The organism is Butyricimonas paravirosa, from assembly GCF_032878955.1.
Taxonomy (GTDB): Bacteria; Bacteroidota; Bacteroidia; order Bacteroidales; family Marinifilaceae; genus Butyricimonas; species Butyricimonas paravirosa.
The window spans coordinates 3,859,675-3,872,767 of record NZ_CP043839.1 but is presented as its reverse complement, the minus strand read 5'-3'; the positions used below and the strand labels follow the sequence as shown (position 1 = coordinate 3,872,767).

Here is a 13,093-nt window from a genome sequence, read left to right as displayed (position 1 = left end):
TACCATAAATTAAACTTTCTCGAAATAGGCATCCGGACGTTCTGGATCAAAACACTCGTTACACCACATGAACGTGACCATTTCCCCTTTTCCAAGATTCTCTATGTTATGTGTGTATCCCGTGGGAATATCAATCACCTCCATCTTTTCTCCGGAAACAAAATACTCGATCACCTCTCCGTTCGGGGTATTCATATCCCGGAAACGGATCACACCTCGCCCACTCACCACTAAAAATTTCTCGTTTTTCGTGTGATGCCAGTGATTACCCTTAGTTATTCCTGGTTTAGAGATGTTCACTGAAAATTGTCCCCGATCGCTTGTACGAATTATCTCTGTAAAACTTCCCCGGTCATCCACGTTCATCTTTAACGGGTAACCGAAACCGTATTTCGGTAGGTACGATAGGTACGTGGAATACAACTTCTTCGTGAAAGGATCTTCCATATCCGGAACATTCAAGCTCTCCCGATCCTTCTTGAACGAGAGTATCAAATCCACGATCTTGCTAAGCTCAATCTCGTGTACCGTGGGGACGAAACAATAATTCCCATCCCGATGCTCGTCCCCCGAGAGAGCCCCGATCAACTCGTCCACCACGTCATCCACGTACACAAGCCTCATCATCACACTCCCATCATTCACCTGCACCGGTAAATCATTGGCGATATTGTGACAAAACGTGGCCACTGCACTGTTATAATTCGGACGACACCATTTCCCAAACACATTCGGGAAACGATAAACCAATACCCTTGCACCCGTCTCCCTCGCATACTCAAACATCAAATCTTCTCCTGCTCGTTTAGACTCCCCATAAGGGTTATCCAAAGCGGCTTGAATCGAGGACGAGATCATAACCGGACATGAGTTACTATGCTTCTTTAGCGTTTCTAATAAGGTCGAAGCAAACTCGAAATTTCCCTTCTTGAATTCAGATTCATCCTTCGGGCGATTCACTCCTGCCAAATTAAAAACGAAATCTGCTTCCTTGCAATAGTCCTCCAACTTCTTCGAGTCACTATCCACGTCATATTCAAAAACGTTTAACTCTCCAGACACGTTATAATTTTTTACCTTACCTGACTGGATATTCCTCAATTGGGACACGAGGTTTCGCCCAATGAAACCCTTGGCTCCCGTTATTAATACATTCATGTTATGAAATTATAATCTTACCAGACCCGGTAAGGTTTCTATTAAGTATAATTCAAATCTCAGTCTATTATTCCGAGCGTATCTCAGAAGATTTTCTTCTTTCCTCCAAACCCAGGTCTTCCCGAATAAACCGAAGTTTCAACAACAACTCTTTCATCCCTTCCACATTGAGACGGGTCGTGTTATGGCTATGATAATCCTCGATCGTGGCAATTTTTTCATCTCCTTCTTTGAAATACTTGTCATAATTCAAATCTCGGTTATCACAAGGAATCCGGTAATATTCTCCCATGTCTATCGCTTTCGCCATCTCTTCCCGAGTTACCAATGTCTCGTAAAGTTTTTCCCCGTGACGGGTTCCTATCACTTTCACTTCCATATCAGTCTTGTACAACTGTTTCAACGCCTCTGCAAGTACATCCAATGTTGCAGCTGGGGCTTTTTGAACAAACAAATCCCCATTATGACCATGCTCGAAAGCATACAGAACTAGATCAACCGCATTATCCAACGTCATCATAAAACGAGTCATGTTCGGATCAGTAATCGTAATAGGTTTTCCCGATTTAATCTGTTCTACCCACAACGGAATCACACTCCCTCGACTAGCCATAACATTACCATAACGAGTACAACAAATTATTGTCGTCGCTCCTTCCCCGAGGGCTCTTCCCTTGGCTATCGCCACCTTTTCCATCATTGCCTTCGAGATGCCCATGGCGTTAATCGGATAAGCCGCCTTGTCTGTTGACAATACGACCACATTTTTCACACCATGCGCTATTGCCGACTCTAACACGTTATCCGTACCGATCACGTTCGTCTGTACCGCTTGCAACGGGAAAAACTCACAACTTGGTACCTGCTTCAATGCCGCCGCAGCAAACACGTAATCCACCCCGTTCATAGCCTCATCTACAGATTGCCGATCTCTCACATTCCCAATATAAAATTTCACCTTTGAATTCTGTAACTGATGACGCATGTCATCCTGTTTTTTTTCGTCTCGGCTAAATATTCGGATTTCTTTAATATCTGAATCTAAAAACCTCCGAAGTACAGCATTACCAAATGATCCTGTACCTCCAGTAATTAAAAGAATTTTATCTTCAAAAGTAGACATATTTCAATTAGATTTATTTACATCTATCAAATGTTCTAACAAACGCACCAATTTACTTACCCTTTCGTCATAAGTATCGTACGTTTTAAGTTGTTGTTTTCCAGCATCTATCAATTGTTTTCGAAGAGATACATTTGTTCCCACTTGATAAATAGCCTCCGCAGCCTCAACCGCAGAAAGTGGAGAATAATAACGTGCCGCATTACCACATAAACCTTTAGCAAATTCCAAATCTGTTGTCACTATTGGACATTCCATTTTCATCGCTTCTGGATAAGTTGCCGAGAAACATTCCAAAAGAGTCGGCAAAAACATGATATCACTCTGTTCATAAAGCGAAGGACATTCGACAATATCAACCCTACCAACAAAAACAAAATGCCCCTGCAATTCCTCTTCAATAACAGGGAATTGAGCCTCTTCTACTGTGAATACAAAACGAAAAATAAAATTAGGATACTTCTTCCTTAAAACACGAGCAATCTCGATAGAAATTGGCAAATTTTTATGTGTGTAATATGCTGTTACCGTTAACAGTGTTATCCCTTCAAACGGCGGCAATACTTTCTTTACCCAATTCTCAGGATGGTCGTACACTTGATTATAATAATTCGTAATCGTGTACACCGAGCTTTTTCTAAATAATTGCCCTACCAATTTAGAAATATATGGATTCTCCGTAAAAAAGAAATGTGTACTCCGTGCAAACATATATTTCAACAATATATTCTGCAATTTTTCCTTAAGTCGAGCAAGATACGACAATTGTCGGAAATAAGGAGATAACGGCATTACAAGATGGGGCCTAGCAAAACCACTTAAATGAACACATTTAGGATTCCAACGAGAAGGCCCAAACACCGTCAATACTCCATCTATTCTTCTGTTTTTCACTAACCCATCCAAAAAAGAATCTCTTCCGAAGAGCAATGTTGACACATTATTGTTTACATCGTGTATCACAACCTCTACGTTTTTCACATTCTTCATTTTATATCGAGTTGCCTGCATAAAAGAAGACAATACTACAACAAAATGATATTGGGTAAAACCTTCCAATAAACAACATATTGAGTCGGCAACCTGTACCCCTCCCCCCTTTTTCAAGTTCGAAGCATTAACTAATATATTCATAAAATAATAATCTATTTATATTCTTTGCCAAGAACGTGATTATCAAAAAACATTTTCAAAAAAGAATGTATATGGAACAATCTCTCCAACATTATTCAATAATAAACTAGAAAAAACGGCCAATGCGTATAAATAAACACTCAATTTTATAAGTGGTCTATATTTTTTCAAATATTTCAAGTCCATGTTGGGATAAAATATAACTTGAGCAGCAACAAAATAATATGAAATTCTCGCAATAGCAGGTTGAATTGCAAGAAGATTCATCATCATTATTCCAACAAAAATAATTTTAAGATAAATATTATTTCGATCTGCCACACATATAATAAATGCAAAAAACACATTCAATAGCATCCTTGATGCGGAAAAAACCGTTTCACCATTTGAAACAAGAGCATGAATATATTCCTCATAATTTCCAACAATACTAGATAAAAATAACAAAAGAAATTTTATATTCGTAGAACCCAATAAAAATGTCGAAACAAGAAGGCTGCAAGCAATAACTGGCGACAATTTTATTTTATTAATATAATAAATAGGTAATGCGATAAACACAGATGAATGAAAACAAAATGCCAATAATATAGTTAAAGAATATTTCAAAATATTACGTTGAATTATATATTGATATCCATAAAGGACAATTGCAACCGCTATCATCTGTCTCGTGATATTAAATGAATAACAATAATAAAACAGAAGATAACTCAAACAAACAGAAAATAAAGGTTTCTTACTTTGTTTATAGATTCCTCCGTATAAAGGAAGAAGAAAGAAACAAGAAGAAAGAAATATAATCCATTGATAATCTAGCCCTAATTTATAAACAAATAAATTCAAATATGTCCACCCATACTCAAAAGCTTTGTAGTACGATGTCATATCTTCTCCGGCAAGAAAAAACATTGCATAATTTGACGTATCTGTTCCTATTTCTATTGAGCGTAATCCCGCAACAAATAACAATATAAAGAAACTTAACATCAAAAACCTTTTATTTTTGAAAAAAGATAGTATTATTAAAAATAAAGCAATTACCCAATAAATAATCATGCTATTTCAGAACTAACCTAACATTTTTTTCCTAGAATAATCCTTATAAAGAAAAGTAGCAACAACTTCCAATTTAACAATAAACTTGGATAATACTTTACTCCATCAAAATAAGATAATATAAAATCTTTCCTACCAAAAGATGCCATATTCCTAATTAATGTTCCATAATACTTTTTACAAATAACACTTTCAGGTATTCCTATCTCATATTGATTATTAAAATACAACAAAATATCTCTTGTATTAGCAATAAATGAAGTTACTCGTTCCTTACTTTTTGAATGGCTTGCAGATTCACTCAAAATCCGATAAGAAGTTGTTTTATCTTCTATATATTTAAATTTTCCATGTAAACTAATATAAATCCATAATGGTAAATCTCCCATTTTTAAGCCAAACGGGATTTTCTTTATCTCCTCTCCGTATCCCAACAAATATTTACTACGAAAACAAACCGTGGCCGTTACAACAGGATTTCCCTGTGTAAAAAAATATTTCGTAATATTTCCAGAAACACTCTTCAACATGTTACGCACCATAGGTTCAGAGTTACTATTTACTTTTTGTACCCCAGTATAAACTAATGCATAGTCTACATTTACCTCCAAAAAAAACACCTGTTTCTGTAACTTCAATGGATCCGTCCAATAATCATCCCCCTCACATAAAGCGATATATTTCCCTCTTGCTTTTTGTGTAAACAAATACCCCAAAATATCTTTGCCTTGCGAATACCAATTTTCTGTTCGATAGATATTATTGAATAAATGGGGATGTTTTTTCTCATACTCTTTTACAATAGCAGCGGTAGAGTCTGTAGAAGCATCATCATGTACAATAATCTCTATTGGAAAATTTGTTCGTTGCATTACAAATCCATCCAAACATTCCCGAATATATAATTCATGATTATATGTTGTACAGACGACTGACACTAAAGGTTGGCTCAACATATTCATCTTATAACTTCATATATGATAAATAGTTAGTATTCATATGTAAGTTTATACGTACGAAAAAGTTGGTAATAGAATCGTATAGTCCCATTGTCATGTTAATATTCAAATCTCTTTCGCAGGATTACCAAATACAGTCGTACCTGGTTTTACATTTCTAATTACAATACTACCAGCTCCAATTTTAGCATCATCACCTATTGTTTTTCCATTTAGAATCACAGCTTGACTACCAACAAATACACGTTTCCCAAGTATTGCACCTGCTATATTTGAAAAGCCTGTTGTTGTAGCAAAATCTCCAATGGTTGCTTCACCAATCATTGAAGACATTACGGTGACGCAATTACCTAAAATCACATCTACTCCAAACCAAGCGTGCCCAATTAAACAACATTCTCCTAAAATTGTTTCAGTAGGAATAAACGCAGTGGGTAATACTAGTGTTGCAAATTGAGCTCCTTTATTTTTAAATAAATTGTATATTGTTTCTTTTGCTTGTGGATTGGAAATTCCGATTGAAAAATATTGATTATTAGATGGTTCCCAATCTTTTATCGTACCTATCGTTCTAAAACCTCTAAATATTTCAGTATTAATAGGCTTTGTATCGTCTAAAAAACCAAGTATATTCCATTGCGGATTGTTTTTGTTCATTTCTTGAGCTATTACAAGAGCTTCTTTTCCAAAACCACCTGCCCCTATTATTATTAAGTCTTTCATTTAATATTTATAATTTTTACTATACGATGCATATCTTCTATTCCATATCTCTGATCTATTGGCATTGCTATAATTCTATCTGCAAAATGATATTCGAGTTGCTCTAATTCACACGATTCAAATACATTGGGCCAGTAAGTTGCTACAAAAATTTTGTTTTCAATGAGTCGTTTCTTTAAACCGGCATCGGAAGTCAAATAGGGATAAATCATCGGGCAAACTATATTATCTATCTCCGGAATATAAAGTCCATTATTACTACCCAATATTTTATGCAGGTACTCAAAATTTGCTCTACGCTGACGCTTCACAACCTCATAATTTATACTACTCATCAAGCTATCTGTGAGATTTGACATCTTTCTGATAGGCTGATTAGTCAATGCATCGTCATTTGCTCGAAAAACTGCATAACCTGCAGACGCACCATCATCAATGCGTTGTAACAAATGTTGCATACGAGTAAATGAACGATCTTGTTCAAATTCGTCATTAAGCAGACTATCGGTATATAAATAAGCACCATCTGCCACCCCAAAGAATTTACGACACGAATAAAACGTGTCTATACCTTCAATTCTTGGCGAATAAAATGCTTGAGCATTATCAACAATCAAGTGCAAATCGTACTCGGTAGCCAAGCGCTCCACACATTTCTGTTTCAAACCCCAATAGTTCGTATATAAAAAAGCCTCATCTGCTTTTAAGTGATAGTGTCCTACCGGTTCAAAACACTTATCTATATGATAAAATTCCCATTCAATCCCACATTTCTGTAACGGTTGTAACATCACTTCGCAAGTGTAATAAGGAATATAAACCTTCCGATAATGCCTAGTTCTAAGTATGTACTCGAAACAATTGCGGGCCGTATTCAACTTTATCGCATCCTTGTGATAATGCTCTCCATTCCACAATTCCAACCCGAAATATCCTCCTATAGCCTTGTCTATCATTTTACAATAACTTTCAAATAATTCTTCTGTCAAACTAATACCAATTGCAACTCTTCTTCCGAATCAAACTACAATACCTACCACCCTTAAAAAGGAAAAACACTCACCGCAACAACACACGAATCTTCTTTGTTATATATAATTATTGCTATACAAGGAAAAAATATTTCCTTGTCATTAAAATCTTCAATACTGGAAACAAAATGATACTAAGGATTCTTATACCTGCATTCTTGAATATTTCTTGTATTACATATTCGTTCAATTTTTTATACTATACGTATAATTGTTGGAAGAGCAAATTCCAATAAGAAAGATATTATACCATCAACTTTTTTTCCGTAACAAACTTCAAGCATATTATCTTTATACTTACAATAATACAAGAAGAATCTGTCACAATACTTTTTGTATACAACTGTAAGCTATTCCTACCTCTTTTTGCTTGGCGATAATATACTTCCAAGTTTTTTATTATTCCACTACAATTTTAATGAGTTCATCTAGCCTCAAATAGTAGGCTTCTGCTGTTTTCGTGTCAGGAAAGTGAAGAAACATCATGCCAATGGCATTCCACGCATTATCGTATGCCTCTATCTGTTCTCCTTTTTCTATATAGTAATTCACACGATAAACAAACGGCTTTATTTTGTCATCTATATTGATATCCACAAATCGTCCACTTTGAAGAGAATGCAAGACATACAAACAATATTTACCGTCCATCTCTTTGTTTATTTCCTTAATTCCAGAAGGAATGCCCAATGCTGTATTGATCTGTGCCCTTACCAAATCAAACTTAAACGCATCAGATAAAACTATAGGAATCATATTACCCCCAGCCCTAGGACCTATTTCAATAAACTGAACTTCATTGTCTTCGTTGATTATAAGCTCAGAATTCATCTCTCCTGCCTTAATATCCAAAATGTCAATTATCCGTTGAAGTTCATTTTTGATTTTTTCTTTATATCCGTCAGGCAATTCACTTGACCACAAATAACCAAGAGGTAATAATCCTTCATTACTTTTATTACGAAGACTTATCGTATATGCAATCATTTCAATTTTACCATGTTCAACATACAACTCCACCTCTATGATATACGGATAACCTCTTTTTATATATTCTTCACAAACAAAAATTCCATTTCTTGAAAAATTCCCACCTTTAACGATTGCAGTTTTCAACTGACTTTCATCATGTATTATACTGATGCCTTTGGATCCTGAACTATCTGTAGGCTTTATTAAATATGGATACTTTAAATTTTTTGTCTTTTCTATTATCAATTTAATAGAGTCGTCTGAATTAAAAATAAAAAAATTCGGACAGACAAATCCATTATTTTTAAGAAATTCTCTAAATTTATATTTCAGACCAAGGATTTCGACAGACTTGAACGGGTTTGAAGGAAGATTAAGGAGACTACACACTATAGAAGCAGGAAGTGCAGCTGGATCAGAACAATACGGCAGTATTCCGTCAACAGCCTCCTTTTTGGCAACTTCATAGACAGCATTTACATCTGTTGTTGATACTTGATAAAATTTATCTGCTATATATTGACCTGGATTATCAGGTAAATAGTCGCAAAGGACAGTATAAAAACCTAATTCTTTCGCCTTTTGTATAGCAATTAGCTGTTGGGGCGAACCTCCCAACAATAATAATTTCTTTTGCTTGGATTCCTGATTCATTTCACAATACAACTTATGACTTTGGCAATATCTTCTTCCGACAATCCATGGTGCATAGGTAAACAAATAACCTGTTCTGCAATTCTTTGTGCCACAGGAAGATTTTCCCACTTTGAACTTTCTAATCCACGATATGTCGAGAATGTACTAATTAACGGATAAAAATATCTTCGTCCTAATACATTTTGCTCTCTCATCTTGAAATACAATTCATCACGAGACATTCCATATTTTTTCGCATCTATGAAAATCGGGAAATATGAATAATTGTGTCTGATACCGGGAATATCATCAAAAAAAGAAACACCATCAACATTTCTTAACGTCTCCCGATACCTAATAGCCACTTGACAACGTGCCGCAATAGCCATATCCACTTGTCTAAGATTTAGTATCCCATACGCAGCCCGAACTTCATCGAGTTTACCATTAATACCAGGTGCGATTACTTCCGTTTCTCCAGCAAAACCGAAATTTTTAAGATAGTCTATCCTCTGTTTCATCTTCTCATCTTTCACAACCAAAGCTCCTCCTTCAAGGGTATTATATACTTTGGTAGCATGAAAACTGAGGGTGCTCATATCTCCATATTCCAAAACAGACTTTCCGTCAACCTCCACTCCAAAAGCATGTGCAGCATCATAAATAACTTTTAACCCATATTTATCAGCCACATTTTGAATTCCATCCATATCACATGGCTTGCCATAGCAGTGAACCGGCATAATAGCAGTTGTCTTAGGGGTAATTGCGGCTTCAATCTTTTCCGGATCCAAGCCGCAGTTATTCGGATCTATATCCACAAATACAGGCTTTATCCCATTCCACCACAGTGAATGTGTAGTTGCCACGAAACTATAAGGAGTAGTAATCACTTCTCCTGTAATACGCATTGCCTGTAAGGCTGTAATTAATGGCAAAGTTCCATTGGTAAATAAACACACATATGGTACTTTTAAATAATCCGCCAACTCTTTTTCAAGTTGCCTATGATACTTGCCATTATTCGTAACCCATTTACTATCCCAAATATCCTTCAACCTCTCGTTGAATTCATTCAAATCCGGAAGTAAAGGCGAAGTAACTGTAATTTGATGATTCTCCATTATTTTCTTAATTTAGACAGCATTGATAATGCAATACTTTTTATTTCCACATATTCTTCAAGTTTGAATAATTCACATAAAACGAATGTTATCAATGCTCCTACTGTTATTTGAATCAATAATAACCACATAGCAGATATATTGATGTAAGAAATGACATAAACGACCAAAGCCATAGTCAGAGCCACCCCGAAACTCGGAAGAATATCTTTTATCTGTTCTGTTATACTGTATTTTAAAAACGGACCTGAATACCTGGCATTCAGATAATATGCAAAAAATCCTGTCATCACACTACCTATGAGCATCCAATATATACCGACAAAGATTCCTAACAAAAGAGGTCCTACTGCTACAATTTTTTTAATAATTTCAAGTTTCAAGAATAAATCACTTCTTCCCTGTACTTGTAACATATTCAAATTTATAGCATGCAATGGATAGAGCATCATACTAAAACAAACAATTTGCAACATCGGAACTGCAGGAAGCCATTGTTCTCCGATAAGGCTTACGATCATCGGCTCCGCAATAGCTGCTAATCCCAGCATTAAAACAAATGCTACAAGCATAGTAACTTTAATCACTCTTTTATAACCTGCTTTTAACCTCTCCCTATCATCCTGAAGTTCACTTAATATAGGATAACTAACCCTTTGTACTATTGAAGTCAAATTACTAGAGGATATGGAAGAAAACTGATGGGCACGAGTATATTGTCCTAAAGTGGCTGGAGTATAACATTTTCCAATAACCAATTGATATGTCTCATTCCAAATAGTATTTATAAGCCCTGATACCAACAATTTCCATCCGAATCCGAATAACTCCTTGAATGACTTCATGGAAAACTGAATCTTAGGATACCACTTTGTAAAAATCCACAAAAATAAAGTATCTAGAAATTGGCGGGAGAGTTGTTGCCCTACTAGGCACCATACTCCAAAACCATATAAAGCCATTCCGATACCTATTAATCCACTAACCATAGAAGATATCAAGGATGCTTTGGTTTGGGTCTTAAAATCTACATTTTTTGTCAGTCTTGTTTTCTGTATTAAGGAAAAAGAATTGATAATCAACACAGTACTCATCACCCTAATCAGAGAAATAAGTTCCATGCGTTCGAAAAAAAGCGATATGCCAGGAGCTGTAAAATATAATAATACGACTACCACAATACTGACACATAAATTTGTGATGAATGTCGTATTATAGTCTATATCTTCTGCATTCTTTTTCCTTATAAGAGCATTCGAGAAACCACTATCGACTAAACTATTCGATACCGATATCAAAATCGTAAGATATGCCAGCAACCCATAATCTTCCGGGGTAAGTAATCTTGCAAGAACCAATCCCACAAGAAAGATCATGCCCTGCCCCAATATGCTGTCAGCAAAACTCCACCCGACACCTTTTATAGCTTTATTTTTTAACGCTTCCGCCATTAAATACCTTAGTATTTCCTATCTATCAACCTTATATAATTAATACCTCACATACTTCCTACCAGCGATATTATTCATCCACTTCGATTCACCAAATATCATTTCACGGTCTTCTCAATCCCTTCCTCGAACTGAAGTGAAGGCTCAACAGAGTCCTTTTTAAAGTTTAGTAGAATCTATTACGTAACACATATCATGTCCTACACAATCAGTAAGGTAGGTGATACGTATCATTCTTCATTTTACCAATTCTGCTATCATTTTTGTGAAAATGATTCACTTCTTCCCGTGCAATCCGTTGCACATTTCAAACTCCCGTTTCGCCAAAATATAAAAGACCTCCGCCACCAGCCCCATATCTGCATCCTGTCCCATCTGTCGGAAGCATTCGATTCTCTCATTTTCCTCCCGCTCTACACTGCCCAGTAAACGAGCTCGTTCTTCATTCAATCGCTCCTGTTCTTCCTTGGGTAATTCCATGGTTCCGATCACGTCATCGTACAAGCAAATGGCATCCCACCAAGTCAATAACACACCACGATCGCCACCTCGAATATATCCCAAAGCCTCCATCACTAGCCTCCCGGCTAGTTCACCACACTCCTCATCTCCGGCAAAATAGTAGCAATTACACAGCAATCGACAAACATTAGGTGTACGGCAAGGTAACATGATCTTACCATTCTCCCGAGCTGAAAGAATCTCGTAAGCCACATCCACTCCATTTTTCAGATAACCCAAGTCTGAATATACTTGATAGACATCCATCAAGTCCGCCGCATATCCCGCTCGCTTATCCACGGGAACGTCCTCGTTCCTCAATTGCCCCGAATACAACCGGGCGATCTCTTTTGCCTGTTCGTGAATCCCTCCCGGATGCCCGAAATCTTCCTCCAACCACGGGTACACCCGTACCATGGAATACACCGTCAAGTAGCCATGTAACAAGCCCGACAATTGATCCGGGGAATAGGCCCGGACGTCAAGCATATTCAATCGCTTGTACAAATCGTGAAACAAACCTTTTTCCATTGTTTTATTTTACTCTATTCTCTCTAAGAATGAACCCGGAATATAAGACGTAGCTATTGATGCCACCCCTTCCAAACGGATCACGACCCGTTTGTGCCCCCTCAAACGTACCAACTCACCTTTCAATCCCTGCAAAGGCCCTTTGATCACTCGCACTTTATCTCCCCGCTTTAAATCCTTATTCAATATCTCTACCCCATCTGGGGAGAAATCCAAAAGGAACATGAAATCTTCCATCTGCTTGTCGGGAACAATCAAGGTATGGTGTCCCTCTATATCTTTTAGGTAAATGATATTTAAAGCATACTCGTTGATCAAAGAGAAGCTTGTGGCTTTATCCGTGCGGATAAAAATCATCCCGTGAATCAAAAGCACACGAATCATCTTCCGGCCAAGCGGAGTTTCCCGCACCTGCTCCTCACACGGGAGGAAGTTCTCGATTCCCAACTCGTCCAGTTTTTTCTTGATAAATAATTCTTGGTTTACCCGCGTGTGAGCGACATACCAATTCATTTTCTTATCCCCGATCATGTAATTATTGATTCTGCTTTAAAGCGACTTTTTCTTCCTCTCTATCCCTAAAAAGAAACCGGCCGGATGCGCTTCGCGCACTAACCCTGTTACCGGTCTTGATTTATTGCCATGCGTTTCACGCACCCCACTTAAACAGTGATATTGATTATAGATGCAC

Annotated in this window: 12 protein-coding genes; all 12 read right to left on the bottom strand. The window is 36.8% G+C overall.

Going from position 1 to position 13,093, the window contains the following annotated elements; genetic code table 11:
* Positions 1-9: 9 nt before the first annotated feature.
* Positions 10-1,158: a capsular polysaccharide biosynthesis protein CapF gene (locus tag F1644_RS15715; protein ID WP_168044515.1), complete on the bottom strand. Its 1,149-nt coding sequence runs from the start codon at positions 1,156-1,158 to the stop codon at positions 10-12.
* 67 nt (positions 1,159-1,225) lie between these two features.
* On the bottom strand, positions 1,226-2,281 hold the full coding sequence (locus F1644_RS15710; protein WP_168044516.1) for a polysaccharide biosynthesis protein: 1,056 nt from the start codon (positions 2,279-2,281) through the stop codon (positions 1,226-1,228).
* Between the two features lie 3 nt (positions 2,282-2,284).
* A complete protein-coding gene (locus F1644_RS15705) occupies positions 2,285-3,415 on the bottom strand; it encodes a glycosyltransferase (protein ID WP_168044517.1) in 1,131 nt (376 codons plus the stop codon).
* A 42-nt stretch (positions 3,416-3,457) separates the two neighbouring features.
* On the bottom strand, positions 3,458-4,474 hold the full coding sequence (locus tag F1644_RS15700; RefSeq protein ID WP_168044518.1) for an EpsG family protein: 1,017 nt from the start codon (positions 4,472-4,474) through the stop codon (positions 3,458-3,460).
* Between the two features lie 17 nt (positions 4,475-4,491).
* Positions 4,492-5,361, bottom strand: coding sequence for a glycosyltransferase (locus tag F1644_RS15695; protein ID WP_229782470.1), 870 nt, complete (start codon positions 5,359-5,361; stop codon positions 4,492-4,494).
* Positions 5,362-5,538: 177 nt separating this feature from the next.
* A complete protein-coding gene (locus F1644_RS15690; protein ID WP_168044520.1) occupies positions 5,539-6,156 on the bottom strand; it encodes a PglD-related sugar-binding protein in 618 nt (205 codons plus the stop codon).
* Positions 6,153-7,145, bottom strand: a complete 993-nt coding sequence (locus tag F1644_RS15685; protein WP_229782469.1) for a hypothetical protein — start codon at positions 7,143-7,145, stop codon at positions 6,153-6,155. The genes F1644_RS15690 and F1644_RS15685 overlap by 4 nt, the downstream gene beginning before the upstream one ends.
* A gap of 441 nt (positions 7,146-7,586) precedes the next feature.
* Positions 7,587-8,813, bottom strand: coding sequence for an ATP-grasp domain-containing protein (locus F1644_RS15680; RefSeq protein WP_168044521.1), 1,227 nt, complete (start codon positions 8,811-8,813; stop codon positions 7,587-7,589).
* On the bottom strand, positions 8,810-9,919 hold the full coding sequence (locus tag F1644_RS15675; RefSeq protein ID WP_168044522.1) for a DegT/DnrJ/EryC1/StrS family aminotransferase: 1,110 nt from the start codon (positions 9,917-9,919) through the stop codon (positions 8,810-8,812). The genes F1644_RS15680 and F1644_RS15675 overlap by 4 nt, the downstream gene beginning before the upstream one ends.
* On the bottom strand, positions 9,919-11,370 hold the full coding sequence (locus tag F1644_RS15670; protein ID WP_168044523.1) for a lipopolysaccharide biosynthesis protein: 1,452 nt from the start codon (positions 11,368-11,370) through the stop codon (positions 9,919-9,921). Before F1644_RS15670 ends, F1644_RS15675 begins: the two co-directional genes overlap by 1 nt.
* Positions 11,371-11,646: 276 nt before the next feature.
* A complete protein-coding gene (locus F1644_RS15665; protein ID WP_168044524.1) occupies positions 11,647-12,402 on the bottom strand; it encodes a hypothetical protein in 756 nt (251 codons plus the stop codon).
* Positions 12,403-12,411: 9 nt separating this feature from the next.
* Positions 12,412-12,933 (bottom strand): UpxY family transcription antiterminator, encoded by a 522-nt coding sequence (locus tag F1644_RS15660; protein WP_168044525.1) that lies wholly within the window; start codon positions 12,931-12,933, stop codon positions 12,412-12,414.
* Between the last annotated feature and the right edge of the window lie 160 nt (positions 12,934-13,093).